Below are 16,529 nucleotides of genomic sequence, written 5' to 3'. Positions count from 1 at the left end.
GCCCGGCCAGCAACCCCCGCCCCCAGCACCACAAACACCAGCCCACTCAGCCCGAACCGCACCCAGCGCCAAAACCCGCGAAGTTCCCGGAAATCGCCACATCCTTGCCTGCGGCGTGGATGGTCAGCCCCTGCTCCCCGACATCCGCACCCGTCGCGAGCAGGCCGGCGGGCATCGCGGGCAGTGGCACCGTGCGGGCGTCGAGCAGCCCGGCGACGGGGGTGCGGCGCAGCGCGGTCGCGGACATCTCCTGGCCGAGGAACCGCACGATCTCGGGCTCCACCTGCAAGGCCGTGCCGTCCACGCGCACGGCGGCCAGCACCGAGCCGAGGCCACCGGCGACGTCGATGGCCATCCGGGCGCCCTCGGCGTGCGCCGTCGCGGGCAGGCCGTTCTGGCTCAGCTGCGACGAAACCGTCGCCCACGGCACCGTCGCTGTCACCGTCACCCCACCGACAGCGCCGTCGCCGCTGATCGGGATGTCTTGTGCCTCCAGGTGCACCCGCGCGTCAGCCGTGGTGAAGTCCGCGGTGACGTCACTCAGCCGCCCGGACACCAGCTGGGTCAGCACCGGAAACCCGTGCACGTCCGCCGTCCCGCCGCAGCCCAGCCGCTCGCCCATCTTGGACGCGATGACCGCCGCGGTCACCCGGTCGGCCGCCACGACGAGCCCCGCGACCGCCACGACCACCACGGCCGAGAGCACGATCCATCGCCGATTCATGACCCCCAGGAAACACGATCACCCCGGCGACCCGCGAACCTGCCGTCCCGCGATCCACAATGGACAGGCCACGAGCGCCTCCCGAGACCGGGCCGAACGGCCGCGACGGGAGGGCGAATCACCCTACCGGTCGGCGGCTCGGGCCGAAAGACTCTCGCCCGAACCCGGAGCGAGCTGGAAACTCTGGGTATTGTTCAGCAACCTGGCAGCGAGAGCACCAAGGCGGTACCAGGAAATGAACCAGAACAAGGCGGCCGGAGTGTGGTCCGCGATCGTGGCGCGGGCGCGCGACGAAGCAGCCCCGGTCGCGCTCCGCCACGTGTGCCTGGCGTGTGCCGAAGCGGTGTCGGCCGATGACGCCGCGCTTTTGCTCGCCAGTACGCTGCAGTCCTGGGAGTTGGCGTGTGCCACGAACCCACTCGGCGAGGAGCTGGTGGAGCTGCAAACCACATACGGCGAAGGGCCCGCGATAGACGCGGCCGCCGGGTTCGGCCCGGTGCTGGTGGAGGAGCTGGACTCGCCCATGAGCCATGCCCGGTGGCCCGCCTACGCGCCTGAGGCGCGAAGGGCCGGGGCGTGCGCGCAGTTCTCGATCCCGTTGCGGGTCGGCGCGGTCCGGCTCGGGGCGCTCGACCTTTTCCGCCGCACGCCGGGGCCGCTCAGCGCCGCCGAACTCGCCGAGGCGGTCGTCTACGCGGACGCGGCGCTCGCGATAGTGCTGAACACGCGTGCCGGCAGCGGGCGGAACGCCACCGAGGAAGACTTCCTGGCCCGCGGCGCCGAACTGCACCAGGCAGCGGGCATGGTGTCGGTGCAACTGGGGGTGCCGGTCGCGGAAGCGATGGTCCGGCTGCGGGCGTACGCGTACCGCCACGGCGAGCGGCTGCGGGACGTGGCGCACGCCGTTGTGAGCCGGCAGCTCCGGTTCGGCCGCTCGGAGGTGGGCGGCGACGGACTATCTGAAGGGGACAGGTCATGAGCGAGCTCGCGAGCGGATCATTCACCGCCGCGCCGGGCGTCAGCGGGGTGCGCGCATGAGCGTACCCAGCGAAAAGCTCGCGCGGACGTTCGTGGAACTGGCCGACACGCTGGTGGCGGACTTCGACCTCATCGGCTTCCTGAACGGGCTCGCGCGGCGGTTCGTGGAGCTGCTCGAGGTCGACGCCGCCGGGCTGCTGCTGGCCGACCTGAACGGCATGCTCACGGTCGTCGCCGCCTCCGACGAGCAGGCGCGCCTGCTGGAGCAGCTCCAGCTGGACGACGAAGAGGGCGCGGCGCTGGACGCCTACCGCACCGGCAACGCGGTGCACAGTGACGACCTCGCCGACGCGGCGCGCCGCTGGCCGCGGTTCGCCGAAGCCGCCCAGAAGGCCGGGTTCTCCGCCGTCACGGCGGTGCCGATGCGGTTGCGCGACGAGGTGATCGGCGCGGTCAACCTGTTCGGCACGGAGGCGCTCGAGCTGAGCGAGGAAGACCTCGGCGTGGGGCAGGCGCTGGCCGACATCGCCACCATCGGCATCCTCCACGAGCGCGCGTTCCGCCGGCACGAGGTGCTCGTCGAACAACTGCAGACGGCGCTCAACAGCCGGATCGTCATCGAACAGGCCAAGGGCGTGCTGGCGGAACGGCTGGGAGTCGGCGTGACGGAGGCGTTCCGGGCGCTGCGCACCTACGCGCGAAGCAGCGGCCGCCGGCTCGCCGATGTCGCGGCAGCAGTGGTGAACGGCGGCCCGGAAGCCGAGGGCGTGGTGGACAGGTACCGGCGGCAGGCGGGCGGTCAGTGATCCTCGGTGAACTCGCGGATCAGGGCCACGCTCTGGTCCAGTGACGTGAGCGCCGCCCTGATCCGCCCCTCCACCCTCGGGTCCTCCGCCAGTTCGGCCGCCCCGGCCAGTGCCACGCCGGCCGTGGTGACCAGTTCGAGCAGGTTGTCGGCGAACTCGCTGACCTCGGGCCAGTCGTCGAGCACCATCGCCACCTGCGCCGCGTAACTGTGCACGAGCACGCTGCTCATCCTGTCGAACCGCGCCCGGGTTTCCCCGCGTGCCAGCAACACCACCGCGTGCACCCGGCCCGGCAGCAGCCCGACCGGCACCACCATCGCCGTGCCGTCCGCGACCACCCCGGGCAGCGCGGTGCGGAACGCCGTGGCTGCCGCCTCTTCGGCCGCCTGCCAGCTGGGCCCGGCCGTGATGCCTTGCGACAGCAGCGTTCCCTCAGGTGTCCGCACCGCGACGGCGTCCGCGCCGACGAGCGCGCGCACCTCCCGCGCCGCGGCGATCAGTGTCTCTTTTGGATCGTCACGGGGCGCGACGCGCAGGCAGGCGTTCAACCAGCGCTGCGCGGACGGGATTTCGTTCGGTGGCGCGTCTTCCTGCATCAGCTTTCCCGGGCACAGTTTGGGGTGTAGCCACCGGGGACTCGGGCGACAGGCCAAGAACGATAGACCCCGCCCGGCAGGCCGGGAAGGAGGGTTCACTCGCTTGGCTCGTCAGCCATCGAGGTCCGCGACCAGCGCCCGCCATTGGGTTTCATGGAAGAACGCGCCGCCGAGGTCGGGCAGCTCGGCCTGGTCCTCGTCCGGCACCGCCGGTATATCCGGGCCCACCTGCAGCGTCACGCGGGCGAGTGTTTCCAGCGCGAGGGTGCGCACGACGGCCTCGGCCACGGTCTCACCGGTGACAGTGACGCCGTGCCCGCGCAGCAGGCACACCGGTTTCCCGCCCATCGCGGCGAGCATCTCCTGCGCGAGATCACGCCGCCGGATCAGCACCGAGCGCGGGTAGACCGGCACGCCGTCGGCAGCCATCCGCATCCCGGGAATGTCGAACGCACCGTAGATCGGCCGTAGTGGCAGGCCTTTCAGCCCGCAGGCGAGCAGCGCGGGCGGATGCGCGTGCACCACCGCGCCCACCTCCGGCCTGGCGCGCAACACCTCGGTGTGGATCGGCAGTTCGTTCGGCACCGTCCACTCGCCGAGTTCGCCCTGGCCGTCCAGGTCCACCAGCCGGATGTCCTCGGGCGTGGTGTGGCGCAATCCCCGTTCGCGCGGGCCGCGCGTGCGCACCAGCAGGCCGCCGTCGACGCGGGCGCTGACGTGGCCGAGTATCCCGCTGACCGCGCCTTTCGCCGCCAGCACCCGGCAGGCGTCGGAAATCGTTTGCCGCAGACTGTCCACTCCGGACCTCACAATCGGAACTCGTCGGACGCCGAAGCCAGCACGATCTCCTCCGCGGCGCGCACCCGCGACGCCAGGCCCTGTTCGTACGAGTAGCGCGCGAACGTCTCCAGCACGTGCCGGTTCTTTTCCAGGCCGTAGTCCCAATAACCGGGCCCGAGCGCGTCGAGCGTCTCCGCCAGGTGCTGCTGCAGCCAAGGCAGCATCACCTTCAACGCGTTGCGGTGCGTCAGATCCTCGTACGCCAGCCGCAGCGATTCGGTGCACGCCTTGGTCAGCGAGCGGGCCAGCCACGGATGCCGTTCGTGCAGTTCACGGCGGAGCACCACGGTGTGCATGATCGGGAAGATCCGGGTGCGCCGGTAGTAGTCCTTCTCGACGGCGGTGAAGTCCTCGAACAGGTGCCGCACCTGGGGCGCGCGCCCGAAGCACGAGGGCTGGGACGCGCTGTAGATCGCGTCGAGTTCCCCGTCGGCGAGCATGGCCGAAAGCGTCTTGCCGTCCTCGATCGGCGTGACGCTGATCGAGTCGGGCAGGTTCAGCCCGATCTTCTCGTGCCTGCCGCTTTCCTCGATCCCGCCGGTGAAGTAGCGCACCGAGTCCACCGGCACCCCGTGCTCCTCCGCCAGGATCCCGCGCTGCCACACCCCGGCCGTCATCTGGTACTCCGGCGTGCCCACGCGTTTGCCGACCAGATCGGCGGGTTCGCGGATGTCGCCCGTGACGTAGATGGACTGGTGCCGGAAGAACCGCGAGGGGAACACGGGCAGCGCCACGAACGGCGGTTCGTCGGAGTCGAGGGTCAGCAGGTACGACGAGAGGCTCATCTCGCTGACGTCGAACTCCCGATGCCGCAACTGCCGGTAGAACGTCTCCTCGACGGGCAGCGAAAGGAAGTTGAGGTCGGCGCCCTCGGGCCGGACCCGGCCGTCCTGCAACGCTCGCATCCGGTCGTAGTCCCAGCAGGCGAAGGACAGCTGGAGACGGTTCACGCGGCGGCTCCTTCCAAGTGCGTGACGGTGGAACGGCGGCGCGCGAGCGGGACGCAGGCCGCCAGCGCCGCGAGCGAGCACAGCCCGCAGACGGCGAATCCGACGAGGTACGAACTGAGCGCGGGCTGCCCCGCCGGGGTGGTCAGGCTTGCGAACAGGACCCCGGCCACGGCACTGCCGACGGAGTTGCCGACCGCGTACATCACCACGGAAAGCCCGAGCGCGATCCCGGATTCGGCCGCGGGCACGGCGCGCAGCACGAGCAGCTGGGTCGCCGCCAGCGCGACCGCCAAGCCCATCGAGTCGAAACCGAGCGACACCAGTTCGATCACCGGGGTGGCGTGCCCGAGCGCGAAACCGAGGAACCCCAGCGTGATCGACAGGAACCCGATCGCCGCCGTCAGCACCAGGCCGCGTGGTCGCGCCGCGCGCAGTACGACGATGCCGAGCACACTGCCGACCGCCTGCGGCAGCGCGAACCAGCCCGCCATCAGACTCGACCAGCCATAGCCGAATCCAGACGCCACCGGCGTCTGCGCGAGCCGGGTGACCGCGGAGAGCGAACCGTAGATCCCGAACGCGATCAGGAAAGTCATCAGGTAGGGCAGCCCGACCTCTGGCCGGACCAAATAGGACACGTCGATGAGCGGCGTCGAGGCGGTGCGTTCGCGCCACCACCACAGCACACCGAGCGCGAGCCCGCCGATCAGCAGTCCCAGCACTGCGGCCGAACCCCAGCCCCATGTCGGACCCTGGCTGAGCCCGAGCAGCAACGCCACGAGCGAAAGCGTCAGCAGGACGGCGCCCGGCACGTCGAGCCCGCCCTTGGCGCGGGCGGGGGAGTCGTGCACGAACACGGCCGTCGCGACCAGCCCGATCAGCGCGGCGATCGCGCATGCCACGAAGAACAGATGCCAGTTCTGCGGGTGGATCCCGATCACCGCGCCGAGCAGCAGGCCGCCGGCGATGCCGAGCCCGGTGCCGACGTGGATGGCGCTGATCGCGGTGTGCGCGCGGGTCGGCGGCAGGGTGTCGCTCGCGATCGCTTCGGGCAGCGCGAGCATCGGCAGCTGCGCGCCGATCAGCACCCGGCCGAGCAGCACCAGCGGGAGCGTGTCGGCGAAGCTGGTGATCACGCAGCCCGCCAGCACCAGCCCCATCGCCAGCAGGATCACGGGTTTCTTGCCGATCAGGTCGGCGAGCCTGGTGAGCACGGCGAGGAAGACCGCGCCCGAAATCAGCCCTGACGTGAGGATCCAGGACGTGCCGGCAGCGGAGGTGTGTAGCGCCTTGCCGATCGACGGCAGCAGCGGAAGCAGGCCGACCTGGACCATCTGCAGCGCGAAACCCAGGTAGGTCAACACGATGACGGCCGCGCGGCCGTTCACGGGGGTGCTCATGAAGGGGACTCCGATCGTCACTGACCGAGCGGGGCCGTACGCTATCGGCGGTCCCGAAAGTATGTCAAGATTTACGTACGTAGATACATATTGGAGTGTGGATGTCCCTGCGGCACGCGTTGCTGGCCCTGCTCGACGCGGGCCCGATGACCGGCTATGAGCTGGCCAAACAGTTCGACCAGTCGGCCGACCGGGTCTGGCATGCGCCGCATCCGCAGATCTACACCGAGCTGCGGCGGCTCGAAGCCGAGCAGCTCGTCGTCGCGGACGAGCAGCCGCGCGGCACCAAAGCGGTCAAACGGGCGTACCGCATCACCGAAGACGGCGCCGCCGAGCTGACGCGCTGGGTGTCGGAAGTCGAAGCGCCGCAACGGGTCCGGGACGTCGCGTACCTCAAGGCCACCTACTTCGAGTACACCGCGCCGGAAACCGTGCGCCGCCACTTCGAACTGCACAAGGCGCACCACCAGGAGCAGTTGCACCGCTGGGAAAGGCACGTCGCGCAGCTGCGCGCGCACGAGACCGAGCTGCTGCAGCGCCGGCTGGCGCAGGCGCCCGAAGAGCGGCACGAAGCGATCGTGGCCTACAAGGTGCACGTGTACGAGGGCATGGCCGAACGGGCGCGCACCGAGATCGAATGGGCCGAGCGCGGGCTCGAACTGGCGGCCAAGCTCGGACGGTGACGCGGGTCACCCGGCCGGACTGTCACAGATCGCGCGTTTTCCCTGTCCTGGGGTCGAGATCCTGACGAAGGGACGGAAGAGATGACGCTGCACATCGTGGTCGCCGGCGCAGGTTATACCGGGCTTGGCGCGGCGAAACTCGCCGCGCGCTGGACCGGCGCGCACGTGACGCTGGTCAACGCGCACGACAAGTTCGTCGAGCGGGTCCGGCTGCACCAGTTCGCCAGCGGGCAGACGCTGCGCGATCTGCCGCTGAGCGCGCTGCTCGAAGGCACGGGCGTGGAGCTGGTCGTCGACCGGATCACCGGGATCGACGCGGACGCGCACACCCTGCGCACCGCCGGCGGCCGGGAAATCCCTTACGACAAGCTGATCTACGCGCTCGGCAGCCGGGCGGACCTGAGCACTGTGCCCGGCGGCGCCGAGCACGCGTACACGGTCACGAGTCTCGAGGAAGCGCGGCGGCTCAAGGAGAAACTGAGCGACAGCCAGACCGTCGCGGTGACCGGCGGCGGGCTCACCGGGATCGAGGCCGCGGCCGAGCTGGCGGAGACCAACCCGGAGCTGAAGGTCCGCCTGGTGACGAACGGGAAGCTCGGCGAAGCGCTGTCGGAGAAGGGGCGGCGGTATCTGCAGAGCGTGTTCGCCCGGCTCGGGATCGAGGTGCGGGAGAACGCGCGCGTCGCCGAAGTGCGCGCGGACGGTCTGGTGCTCGAAGACGGCGCGCACGTCGCGGCCGACACAGTGGTGTGGACGGCAGGGTTCGCCGTGTCCCCGCTGGCGCGCGAAGCGGGCTTCGCCGTGGACGACAAGGGAAGGATGCTCGTCGACGAGACGCTGCGGTCGGTGTCGCATCCGGATGTCGTGGCTGTCGGCGACGCGGCGTCGATGCGGCGGCCGGACGGGCAGGAGCTGCGGATGGCCTGCGCCACCGGCCTGCCCACGATGCAGCGCGCGGTGAAGGGCCTCGCCGCGAGGTTGAAGGGCAAGGAGCCGAAGCCGTTGCGGTTCACGTACCTGAACCAGTGCATCAGCCTGGGCCGCAAGGACGGGCTGATCCAGTTCACCCACGGCGACGACAGCCCGCGCGAAGCGATCCTCACCGGCCGCCTTGCCGCCCGCTACAAGGAGATCATCGTGCGCGGCACCGTGGTGTTCGAGCGCCGTCCGACGATTCCGGTGGGGTGATCGCTCTGGTTCGGGGGTGTGGTGGTGTTCGGGCGCTGTCCGAGAATTCCGGTGGGGTGATTGCTTTGGTTCGGGGGCGGGGTGTTGTTCGAGCGCCGTCCGACGATTCCGGTGGGCTGATCGCTCTGGTTCGGGGGTGTGGTGGTGTTCGAGCGCCGCCCGCCTATCCCCGTGGGGTGATCACTCCAGGTCCACAGCGCGTTGCCGGGCTTCCCTGGTGGCGCGCTGCGCCGCTGTGAGCTCCTTACGCGCGGCTGTCACCTCTGCGCGCTTTTCCCGTTCTGTCTGAACAGCTTCGTCGAGCCGCGCGCGGAGGTCCTCGACGCGTGCGGCGGCTTCATCGGCTTCGTGCTCGGCGTCGCGGAGAGCTTGTTCGGTGGATTCCTCGGCTTCGGCCGCTTCGTCCGCTTCGCGCTGCGCCTTCTTCCGTTCGGCGCGAAGGCGCTTCTCCTCTTCGCGCTCCTTCTCGGTGCGGTTCGGCTTCTTCGCCGCCTTCTTCTTCGGCGCCTCCGGCACGATGGCGGCGGTGAGCCATTGCTCCGGCGAGCCCGGTGTCAGCGCCGTACTCAACCGCGCGGCGCGCACGGCCTCCAAAGCCTGCGGATCGGACACGGCTGCTTCGAAGGTGTCGGCGATCTGCCGCTCCGCGGCGTCACTGAACGAGTAAGCCGCCTTGCGCGCCAGCCAATGCGCCCGTTTGTTCAGCTGGTCGATCGCCTCGTGCCTGCGCCGCGACAACGACCGCAGCTCGTCACCGGACAGGTTCTGGTGCGCGCGGCGCAGCGCCTCGCCGAGTTCGGCCAGCTCGTCGATCTCCTCGGGACAGGCGCGGCTGACCTGGTTCACCAGCCACGCGGCGACCGTCGGTTTGCGCAGCCCGGCTATCCGGTCCGCCAGCTCGCGGTCCGGCCGGGCCTGCTTCGCCCGCTCGTCACGAAGTGCCGTGAACTCCTCGCGCTTCGCGCCGAAGAGCTCGTCGGACACCGCCTCGAACTCCATCGCACACAGTCAAGCACGATCTTCGCGCGGAGACCTGTCAGCGGTTGACGCCGGTCAGCGAGAAGAACTCCTGACGGGACCGGGCGTCGTTGCGCAGGGTGCCGAGCAGGGTGGACGTGACCGTGGTGGAGCCGACGGCCTGGACCCCGCGCAGCGTCATGCAGGTGTGCTCGGCCTCGATGACCACGCCGACGCCCTTGGGCTGCAGCTGTTCGGACAGCCAGTCCGCGATCTGCTTGGTCAGCCGCTCCTGTACCTGCGGCCGCCGGGCGAAGTGCTCGGTGATCCTGGCCAGCTTCGACAGGCCGAGGATCCGCTCGCCGGGCAGGTAGCCGACGTGCGCGATCCCGGTGAACGGGAGCAGGTGGTGCTCGCACACCGAACGCAGCGGGATCGAGCGGGCGAGCACCAGCTCGTCGTAGCCCTCGTCGTTGGGGAATGTCGTGAGGTCGAACGGGCGCGGCGTGAAGAGGTCCGCGTACGCCTTCGCCATCCGGCGCGGGGTGTCGCGCATGCTTTCGCCGTCTTCGAGGACGCCGAGGGCGCGCAGGAACTGGCCGGCGGCCTGCTCCGCGGCGTCGAGGTCGACGTCTTCCGGAGTGTGCACCACGTGCAACGCCGTGTTGGAGTACACCGCAGGCTCCTTGCTCTTCAACAGCTATTTCACCAAAAACTATAGGCGTTATTCTCGGCAGGGTGGACGCGACCCTGAACACTTCGATCACCGCCGTGGCCGCGCTGGAGGACGAGCTGCGTGGCGCGATGTATTTCTACATCCGGCGGGCCCGCCGTCCCATTACGCGGGACGAGGCGGCCGCCAGTGTGGGCATCTCCCGCAAGCTCGCCGCCTTCCACCTGGACAAACTGGTCGATGTCGGGCTGCTGCGCGCGGACTACCAGCCGCTGCCCGGCACCCGCCGCGTCGGCCGCACGCCGAAGGTCTACCGGCCGACCGAGTTGGAGATCCGGGTCGCGATCCCGCAGCGCTCGCACGACGTGCTGACGGAGATCCTCCTCGAGACCGTGCTCACCGGCGCGGAGGGTGAACAGGCGCGAGACGCCGCGGTCCGGGTCGCCGGCGAAATAGGGGAGAGGGCCGAGTTCCCGGAGGGTGGGATAGAGGGCTTCCTCGAGCGGCACGGCTACGAACCCGAGCGCGAGGCCGGTGGCCGGGTGCGGTTGCGCAACTGCCCGTTCCACCCGCTCGCGGCGCGCTCCCCGGAACTGGTCTGCCGGCTGAACCACGCTTTCCTCGGCGGCTGCGTGACCGGGTCCGGAATGCGCGCGGAGCTGAGCCCGCGGGCCGGTGAATGCTGCGTCGAACTGCGTCCCGCGTGAATTCCACCCGTTCGGGTGAGGTCTTGATCATCAGTGGAACGCCGTTCCGGTGGCCGGGTGGAACGGTGCGGAACCGCGGTCTCCGGCAATTGTCTGGACCAGACAATGAAAGGCGGCGCGCAATGACGGCCGGGGAATTGTTTTCCGGCTGCTAGTGTCCGCGGAATGAGCGAACGAAGCGTGCGGGTGGAACGGCATGGGCCGGTGACCACGGTGATCCTTTCCCGGCCCGGGGTCCGCAACGCGGTGGACGGTCCGGCCGGTGAAGCCCTCTTCACCGCGTTCGAGGAGTTCGACGCCGATCCGGACGCCGCGGTGGCGGTGTTGTGGGGCGAAGGCGGCACGTTCTGCGCGGGCGCGGACCTCAAGGCGTTCGGCACCGAGCGCGCCAACCGGCTCGCCCCGGACGGCCGCGCGCCGATGGGGCCGACGAGGATGCGGTTGAGTAAGCCGGTGATCGCCGCCGTCGCAGGTCATGCGGTCGCGGGCGGTCTGGAACTGGCGCTGTGGTGCGATCTCCGGGTGATGGCGGAGGACGCGGTGTTCGGCGTGTTCTGCCGCCGCTGGGGCGTCCCGCTGATCGACGGCGGCACCATCCGGCTGCCTCGCTTGATCGGTGAAAGCCAGGCCATGGACCTGATCCTGACCGGCCGCCCGGTCGGCTCCGAGGAGGCGCTGCGCATGGGGCTCGCGAACCGGGTGGTGCCCTCCGGTACCGAGCGTGAAGCGGCCGAACAACTCGCCGCCGAAATCGCGCGTTTTCCGCAGACCTGTCTGCGGAACGATCGCCTTTCCGTTCTCGGACAGCACGGACTGACTGAGCAGGAAGCGTTTTCCGCGGAATGGCAATTCGGGATGTCTTCACTCACCGCCGATGCGGCTTCGGGTGCGCGCAGGTTCGCCGAAGGAGCGGGTCGCGGCGGTTCTTTCGACTGAGGGGCGACCATTCTTGATGGCCCTTTCCCGGGGTGTGGACGGGTCATGATCCGGATCACCGTCCGTCACTCCGGCGGGGCCGGGCTTTCGGCTTCGTTGAGCCATTTGTGGGCCCGGGGGCTCGGCCGTGGTCACGGCTTGCGTTCGTGTCAGCATGGTGTTTCCCTTCGAGCGCGGCAAAAACCACGTTGTGACCAGCGGCTCAGAGCGGTCTTGGTCTCCTTCACGAGCCAATTCGGGTGCCGACGGGCAAAGTGGGTATGCAACGTTCGTGATCGCCTTGTGAACACTGAAAGGGGGACTCCGGCCGTGAACGGACCATTCGGGCGTGTAGCCCGATTCTGGCGCCGTATCCACCTAGGTCGTAACCCGCTGGCCAGACGCTCGGACCGGGTCGAGGCGGCGATGCTCCTCGTCGTCGTGCTCGGTCTGCTGATCGCACTCCCGCTCGCCGGGATCGTGGGGGCTCACACCTATTCGGGGCAGCTCGCCGTCTCCGCCGAGCAGCGCGGATCGCGCCACCTGTCCACCGCCACGCTCTTGCAGGACGCGCCGACACCCGTGCCCGCGTCCGACAGCGCGTACCTCGGCAACGGCACCGGTTCCGCCGGTACCGCCGCGCACTGGACCGTCGCCGGCGGCGCCGAACGCTTCGGCACCATCGCCGCCGACCCCGGCACACCCGCCGGGACGAAGGTGCCGATCTGGCTGACCGACAGCGGTGACCCGGTGCCCGCGCCACTGACGCCCTCGGATGCGGCGACCACGAGCGTGCTCGCCGGGATCTTCTCGTGGCTGGTGGCGGCGCTCGCGCTGGCCGCCGTGTACTGGATGGCCCGCTTCGTGCTGGACCGCCGCCGCGCGGTCCGCTGGGATCGCGAGTGGGCCCACGTCGGCGACCGCTGGGCACGCGGCCGCAACTGAGGGGCTCGTCGGAGCGGATGCCGCGGGGCGGGATCCGCTCGGCGCCCGCCGCGAGGTGGGGTTTGGTTCCCGGGCGCCTCGGCCGGTGGGTATGTGGTCGCCCGAGGTGGCTTCACTCAGCGCGTGCCGCAGGGGCGAGCTGGGTGCTACGGCCGGTGGTGGGTTTCGCGCAGGGGATGCCGCACGGGCGAAGCTGGATGCGCGCGCCGCGAGGGTGGGGCCTTCGATGCCGGGCGCCGTGGCCGCGAGTGGTCGCCGGTGGTGGCTTTTGCGCAGCGCATGCCGCGCGGGCCGATGCCGGGCGCCGAGGTCGCGAGTGGCCACCGGCGGTTGCGTCGCGCAGGGCAGCGCCGCGCGAACCCTCGAAGCCGGGCCCGCGAGTGGCCGCCAGGGTGGCCGTCGTTCAGCGGACGCCGCTGGGGCGGAACTGGATGCTGATCCTGGGCCCGACCGGTTTGCCGGTCTTGGGGATCGCGTGCTCCCACGTGCGCTGGCACGAACCGCCCATGACGATGAGGTCGCCGGGGCCCAGTGACTGGCGCACGGTAGCCCCGCCGCCCCGGGGCCGCAGCAGCAGCTGACGCTGCGCGCCCACGGACAGGATCGCGACCATCGTGTCCTCGGTGGAACCCCGGCCGATGGTGTCGCCATGCCAGGCGACACTGTCCCGCCCGTCGCGGTAATAACACAGCCCGGCGGTGACGAACGGCTCGCCGAGCTCGTCGGCGTAATGCCGGCTCAGCGCCTCCCGCGCGGAGTCGAGCGACGGCTCGGGCAGCCGCTCGCCTTCGCCGTAGAAACAGAGCAGCCGCGGCACGTCGACGACCCTGTCGTACATCCGGCGGCGCTCGGCATGCCACGGCACCTCCCGCGCCAGCCGCTCGAACAACACGTCCGCGCCGGAGAGCCAGTTGGGCAGGACGTCGATCCACGCGCCGTCACCCAGCGCGGTGCGCCGGAGTGGCGCCAACGGGGCGAGCGCCGGTTCTTCCGTCTGCCCGAAGAGCGAACCCTGCAGTTCCACGCTCATGCGGCCAGCGTACACGACGCTTCGAACACATGTTCGTTCATGGCGAATCGGCCCGATGCCTGCCGGGAGTCGTGCCCATGACGTTCGTGAAGGCCGCGATGAAGCTGCTCGGGTTCGCCCATCCGCAGGCGCGCGCGACGTGCGTGGTGTCGTGGCCTTCGGCGAGCAGCACGAGCGCGTGGCAGATGCGCAGCTGAGTGCGCCATTCGTAAAAGGTCATCCCGAGTTCGTCGTGGACCAGCCTGCTGAGGGTGCGGGCGCTCGCGCCGGTCGCGCGCCCGAGGCCGGCGAGCGGCGTGTTGTCCGCGGGGTTCTCGTGCAGCAATCGCGCGACGGCGCGCAGCCTGTCGTCGCGCGGCTCCGGCAGATGCAGTGGTTGCTCGTGTGCTTCGTCGAGTTCGCCGACGAGCACCCGGTGCAGGCGTGCTGTCGCGGCGCGGTCGTATTCGCGTGAGCCGGTGAGCGCGAGCAGCACTTCGCGGGCGAGCCCGGACGCCGTGAATACGGCGGGCCGGCTCGGGAGGAAGCGTGCCAATGAAGCCGGCAGGAACACGATCCGCATATCGGTTTCGCCGTGCGCGCGGTGGAAATGCGCGAAACCGGCCGGGATCCAGCCGACCCGGTTGGCGGGCACGATCGACGTGCCGCCTTCGGTGTGGACCGAAAGCACGCCGCCGGCCGCGTACACCAGATGCCCCCGCGAATGGGAATGCCGCGAACTGGTGCCGCCCGAAGCCCACAGGTGCGTCCCGCCGGACGGCCAGATTCGCGACGCGCGGGGAGTTTGGCGGCCGACGGGCATACTTTGGCAATCTACCGGTGGCCCGCCCCTCCGCGCCGTGGCGACAGTGGACGCATGGACAAGACGATGCGAGCCGCGGTCTGTGTCCGGGCAGGTGGCCCGGAGGTGCTGGAAATCCGGCGGTTGCCCGTACCCGAGGTGCGGGACGGCTGGAGTTTGGTGCGGGTGCGGGGCGCGGGCCTGAACCGTTCGGAGTTGCGGACGCGGCAGGGCCATTCGCCGAACGTGACGTTCCCGCGGGTACTCGGGATCGAATGTGCCGGAGTGGTCGAGGTTTCGACCGATCCCGCGCTGCCGGAGGGGACGACCGTGGCGGCGATGATGGGGGAGATGGGCCGCGAGTTCGACGGCGGTTATGCCGAATACGCGTTGTTGCCGAACGCGCTGCTGATGCCGGTCACCACCGTGTTGCCGTGGGAGGTCCTGGCCGCACTGCCCGAGACTTACCTGACGGCACAAGGATCTCTGGACGCGCTGGGCGTCGAACCGGGTGGGCGCTTACTGATTCGCGGCGGATCTTCGTCGGTGGGGCTGGCCGCCGCGTCGATCGCTTCCGGCCTTGGCGTCGAAGTCGCGGCCACGACTCGGCGGGAAAGCAAGGCCGCCGCGGTGAAAGCCGCCGGCGCCGATCACGTGCTCGTCGGCACGGAGGTGCGTTCGCTGTGGCCGGACGGGCCGGACTACGTCCTGGACCTGATCGGCGCGAGCACGGCGGTGGACTCGCTGCGCGCGGTTCGCCGCGGCGGGACGGTGTGCGTCGCGGGCTCGCTCAGCGGGTGGCTGATCCCGGATTTCCAGCCGGTGGCGATGATCCCGTCCGGCACCCGGCTCACCGCCTTCCACAGCGACGACCTCAGGGGCAGCACGGCCTTGCTGCAGCGGGTGATCGACGCGGTCGAGGTCGGGAGGTATCGCCCCAACCTCGACCGCGTCTTCGGACTGGACGGAATCGTTGCCGCGCACCGGTACCTGGAGGAGGACCGGGCCGCCGGGAAGGTGGTCGTCCTGCCCTGACCGCCGCTCAGCCCTTCACACAGACCACCTGCTTGAGGTGCGCGACCACCTCGACCAGATCGGTCTGTGCCGCGATGACCGAGTCGATGTCCTTGTAGGCGGCCGGGATCTCGTCCACCACGCCGCCGTCCTTGCGGCATTCCACCCCGGCCGTCTGTGCCGCGAGGTCGGCCTCGGTGAACGTCTTGCGTGCCCTGGTCCGCGACATCCGCCGCCCCGCGCCGTGCGACGCCGAGTGGAACGCGCTCTCCTCACCGAGCCCGCGCACGATGTACGAGCCCGTGCCCATGCTGCCCGGGATGATCCCGAGGTCACCCGCTCCCGCGCGGATCGCGCCCTTGCGCGTGACCAGCACGTCCACGCCGTCGTAGGTTTCCTCGGCGACGTAGTTGTGGTGGCACGAGATCGGCTCGCCGAACCGCGCGCCCGGCAGCTCTTCGGCCACCGCCCGCTGCGCGAGCGCCACCATCGTCGCCCTGTTGCGTGCCGCGTAGTCCTGCGCCCAGAACAGATCCCGCCGGTACGCCGCCATCTCCGGGGTACCCGCCACGAACACCGCGAGATCCCGGTCCGGCAGATCCGCGTTGTGCGGCAGGCGCCGCGCGATGTCGATGTGCCGCTTCGCCAGCTCGTTGCCGATCCCGCGCGAACCCGAATGCAGCATCAGCCACACCCGGCCCTCGTCCGCGCCGCCCTGTTCGAGGCAGACCTCGATGAAATGGTTGCCACCGCCGAGACTTCCGAGCTGCCCCCGCGCCCGCTCGCGCATCCCCTGCACGCCTTCGTGAAGATCACCGAAGGCGGACCAGAACCCGTCCCAGCCACCGAGCCCGGGCACCCGCGCCGGGGACACCGGCGTGCGGTGCATCGCGAACCCGACCGGCACGGCCGATTCGATCCGGCGGCGCAAGGCACCGAGACTGTCCGGCAGATCGCTCGCGGTGAGGGAAGTGCGCACCGCGGACATCCCGCAGCCGATGTCCACGCCGACGGCAGCCGGCGAGACCGCGTCACGCATCGCGATCACGCTGCCGACCGTCGCGCCCTTGCCGTAGTGCGCGTCGGGCATGACCGCGAGCCCGTGCGTCCACGGCAGGTTCGCCACGTTGCGCAACTGGCGCATCGCCGCGTCCTCGACCGACGCCGGGTCCGCCCACATCCGGATCGGTACCCGCGAACCCCGCAGTGCGGTGTGCATCTCCCTGCCCTTCTCTCGGTGACAACACAGAATCATGGCCGCTCACCGTGCCCGCGCGCCAGCGGATTTCGCCGGTGTCCGAACGGGAGCGTCCTCTTCGGACACAGAGATTGAGTCACCGGT

18 protein-coding genes are annotated in these 16,529 nt (G+C 70.2%); 8 read left to right on the top strand and 10 right to left on the bottom strand.

The genetic code is table 11. The features are described from left to right. Positions 1-46: 46 nt before the first annotated feature. Entirely contained in the window at positions 47-724 is a 678-nt protein-coding gene (locus tag FPZ12_RS35790; RefSeq protein WP_144751458.1) for an LmeA family phospholipid-binding protein, read from the bottom strand. 235 nt (positions 725-959) lie between these two features. On the opposite strand from FPZ12_RS35790, the gene FPZ12_RS35785 reads away from it, so the two are divergent. After that, positions 960-1,703 carry a GAF and ANTAR domain-containing protein gene (locus FPZ12_RS35785; RefSeq protein ID WP_144751455.1) on the top strand — a complete coding sequence of 248 codons (744 nt, stop codon included), beginning with the start codon at positions 960-962 and terminating at the stop codon, positions 1,701-1,703. 55 nt (positions 1,704-1,758) lie between these two features. Beyond that, positions 1,759-2,508: a GAF and ANTAR domain-containing protein gene (locus tag FPZ12_RS35780; protein ID WP_144751453.1), complete on the top strand. Its 750-nt coding sequence runs from the start codon at positions 1,759-1,761 to the stop codon at positions 2,506-2,508. On the opposite strand, the gene FPZ12_RS35775 is transcribed toward FPZ12_RS35780, so the two are convergent. From FPZ12_RS35775 to FPZ12_RS35760, 4 genes are all read right to left on the bottom strand, one after another. Next, the gene (locus FPZ12_RS35775) at positions 2,502-3,104 is read right to left on the bottom strand and encodes a hypothetical protein (protein ID WP_144751450.1); all 603 of its coding nucleotides are present in this window, start codon (positions 3,102-3,104) and stop codon (positions 2,502-2,504) included. The genes FPZ12_RS35780 and FPZ12_RS35775 overlap by 7 nt on opposite strands. Before the next feature lie 111 nt (positions 3,105-3,215). Beyond that, positions 3,216-3,914, bottom strand: a complete 699-nt coding sequence (gene phtC, locus FPZ12_RS35770; protein ID WP_243770207.1) for a 3,4-dihydroxyphthalate decarboxylase — start codon at positions 3,912-3,914, stop codon at positions 3,216-3,218. Next, positions 3,911-4,894 (bottom strand): substrate-binding domain-containing protein, encoded by a 984-nt coding sequence (locus FPZ12_RS35765; protein ID WP_144751447.1) that lies wholly within the window; start codon positions 4,892-4,894, stop codon positions 3,911-3,913. The genes phtC and FPZ12_RS35765 overlap by 4 nt, the downstream gene beginning before the upstream one ends. Continuing rightward, positions 4,891-6,294: an MFS transporter gene (locus tag FPZ12_RS35760; protein WP_144751444.1), complete on the bottom strand. Its 1,404-nt coding sequence runs from the start codon at positions 6,292-6,294 to the stop codon at positions 4,891-4,893. Before FPZ12_RS35760 ends, FPZ12_RS35765 begins: the two co-directional genes overlap by 4 nt. Positions 6,295-6,395: 101 nt before the next feature. Here FPZ12_RS35760 and FPZ12_RS35755 point away from each other — a divergent pair, with 101 nt between their 5' ends. Then, on the top strand, positions 6,396-6,977 hold the full coding sequence (locus tag FPZ12_RS35755; RefSeq protein WP_144751441.1) for a PadR family transcriptional regulator: 582 nt from the start codon (positions 6,396-6,398) through the stop codon (positions 6,975-6,977). 81 nt (positions 6,978-7,058) lie between these two features. Further along, the gene (locus tag FPZ12_RS35750; RefSeq protein WP_144751438.1) at positions 7,059-8,165 is read left to right on the top strand and encodes an NAD(P)/FAD-dependent oxidoreductase; all 1,107 of its coding nucleotides are present in this window, start codon (positions 7,059-7,061) and stop codon (positions 8,163-8,165) included. A gap of 180 nt (positions 8,166-8,345) precedes the next feature. On the opposite strand, the gene FPZ12_RS35745 is transcribed toward FPZ12_RS35750, so the two are convergent. Continuing rightward, positions 8,346-9,164, bottom strand: coding sequence for a hypothetical protein (locus FPZ12_RS35745; protein WP_243770206.1), 819 nt, complete (start codon positions 9,162-9,164; stop codon positions 8,346-8,348). A gap of 37 nt (positions 9,165-9,201) precedes the next feature. After that, positions 9,202-9,798: a GTP cyclohydrolase I FolE gene (folE, locus tag FPZ12_RS35740; protein ID WP_144751432.1), complete on the bottom strand. Its 597-nt coding sequence runs from the start codon at positions 9,796-9,798 to the stop codon at positions 9,202-9,204. Positions 9,799-9,926: 128 nt separating this feature from the next. Here folE and FPZ12_RS35735 point away from each other — a divergent pair, with 128 nt between their 5' ends. From FPZ12_RS35735 to FPZ12_RS35725, 3 genes are all read left to right on the top strand, one after another. Further along, entirely contained in the window at positions 9,927-10,502 is a 576-nt protein-coding gene (locus FPZ12_RS35735; protein ID WP_144751472.1) for a helix-turn-helix transcriptional regulator, read from the top strand. Between the two features lie 165 nt (positions 10,503-10,667). Continuing rightward, positions 10,668-11,438, top strand: coding sequence for a crotonase/enoyl-CoA hydratase family protein (locus tag FPZ12_RS35730; RefSeq protein ID WP_144751429.1), 771 nt, complete (start codon positions 10,668-10,670; stop codon positions 11,436-11,438). A 282-nt stretch (positions 11,439-11,720) separates the two neighbouring features. Continuing rightward, a complete protein-coding gene (locus FPZ12_RS35725; RefSeq protein WP_424923676.1) occupies positions 11,721-12,362 on the top strand; it encodes an Rv1733c family protein in 642 nt (213 codons plus the stop codon). A 403-nt stretch (positions 12,363-12,765) separates the two neighbouring features. Here FPZ12_RS35725 and FPZ12_RS35720 read toward each other — a convergent pair whose 3' ends face one another. Both FPZ12_RS35720 and FPZ12_RS35715 read right to left on the bottom strand, forming a co-directional pair. Next, positions 12,766-13,392, bottom strand: coding sequence for an alpha-ketoglutarate-dependent dioxygenase AlkB (locus tag FPZ12_RS35720; protein ID WP_144751423.1), 627 nt, complete (start codon positions 13,390-13,392; stop codon positions 12,766-12,768). Between the two features lie 37 nt (positions 13,393-13,429). After that, a complete protein-coding gene (locus FPZ12_RS35715; RefSeq protein ID WP_144751420.1) occupies positions 13,430-14,194 on the bottom strand; it encodes an AraC family transcriptional regulator in 765 nt (254 codons plus the stop codon). 54 nt (positions 14,195-14,248) lie between these two features. Here FPZ12_RS35715 and FPZ12_RS35710 point away from each other — a divergent pair, with 54 nt between their 5' ends. After that, positions 14,249-15,208 (top strand): zinc-binding dehydrogenase, encoded by a 960-nt coding sequence (locus FPZ12_RS35710; protein WP_144751417.1) that lies wholly within the window; start codon positions 14,249-14,251, stop codon positions 15,206-15,208. A 7-nt stretch (positions 15,209-15,215) separates the two neighbouring features. Here FPZ12_RS35710 and FPZ12_RS35705 read toward each other — a convergent pair whose 3' ends face one another. Further along, positions 15,216-16,406, bottom strand: a complete 1,191-nt coding sequence (locus tag FPZ12_RS35705) for an RtcB family protein (protein WP_144751414.1) — start codon at positions 16,404-16,406, stop codon at positions 15,216-15,218. Positions 16,407-16,529 lie beyond the last annotated feature (123 nt).

Origin of the sequence: Amycolatopsis acidicola (assembly GCF_007713735.2) — a bacterium.
Classification (GTDB): Bacteria; Actinomycetota; Actinomycetes; order Mycobacteriales; family Pseudonocardiaceae; genus Amycolatopsis_E; species Amycolatopsis_E acidicola.
The sequence above is the reverse complement of the archived record's forward strand: the minus strand, read 5'-3'. Positions and strand labels throughout refer to the sequence as shown.

What these genes read in the sequence shown, in the direction of transcription:
- FPZ12_RS35790 (WP_144751458.1), bottom strand. Translation starts at nt 724, where the DNA reads ATGAATCGGCGATGGATCGTGCTCTCGGCCGTGGTGGTCGTGGCGGTC.
- FPZ12_RS35785 (WP_144751455.1), top strand. Translation starts at nt 960, where the DNA reads ATGAACCAGAACAAGGCGGCCGGAGTGTGGTCCGCGATCGTGGCGCGG.
- FPZ12_RS35780 (WP_144751453.1), top strand. Translation starts at nt 1,759, where the DNA reads ATGAGCGTACCCAGCGAAAAGCTCGCGCGGACGTTCGTGGAACTGGCC.
- FPZ12_RS35775 (WP_144751450.1), bottom strand. Translation starts at nt 3,104, where the DNA reads ATGCAGGAAGACGCGCCACCGAACGAAATCCCGTCCGCGCAGCGCTGG.
- FPZ12_RS35760 (WP_144751444.1), bottom strand. Translation starts at nt 6,294, where the DNA reads ATGAGCACCCCCGTGAACGGCCGCGCGGCCGTCATCGTGTTGACCTAC.
- FPZ12_RS35755 (WP_144751441.1), top strand. Translation starts at nt 6,396, where the DNA reads ATGTCCCTGCGGCACGCGTTGCTGGCCCTGCTCGACGCGGGCCCGATG.
- FPZ12_RS35750 (WP_144751438.1), top strand. Translation starts at nt 7,059, where the DNA reads ATGACGCTGCACATCGTGGTCGCCGGCGCAGGTTATACCGGGCTTGGC.
- FPZ12_RS35745 (WP_243770206.1), bottom strand. Translation starts at nt 9,164, where the DNA reads ATGGAGTTCGAGGCGGTGTCCGACGAGCTCTTCGGCGCGAAGCGCGAG.
- FPZ12_RS35735 (WP_144751472.1), top strand. Translation starts at nt 9,927, where the DNA reads ATGTATTTCTACATCCGGCGGGCCCGCCGTCCCATTACGCGGGACGAG.
- FPZ12_RS35730 (WP_144751429.1), top strand. Translation starts at nt 10,668, where the DNA reads ATGAGCGAACGAAGCGTGCGGGTGGAACGGCATGGGCCGGTGACCACG.
- FPZ12_RS35720 (WP_144751423.1), bottom strand. Translation starts at nt 13,392, where the DNA reads ATGAGCGTGGAACTGCAGGGTTCGCTCTTCGGGCAGACGGAAGAACCG.
- FPZ12_RS35715 (WP_144751420.1), bottom strand. Translation starts at nt 14,194, where the DNA reads ATGCCCGTCGGCCGCCAAACTCCCCGCGCGTCGCGAATCTGGCCGTCC.
- FPZ12_RS35710 (WP_144751417.1), top strand. Translation starts at nt 14,249, where the DNA reads ATGGACAAGACGATGCGAGCCGCGGTCTGTGTCCGGGCAGGTGGCCCG.
- FPZ12_RS35705 (WP_144751414.1), bottom strand. Translation starts at nt 16,406, where the DNA reads ATGCACACCGCACTGCGGGGTTCGCGGGTACCGATCCGGATGTGGGCG.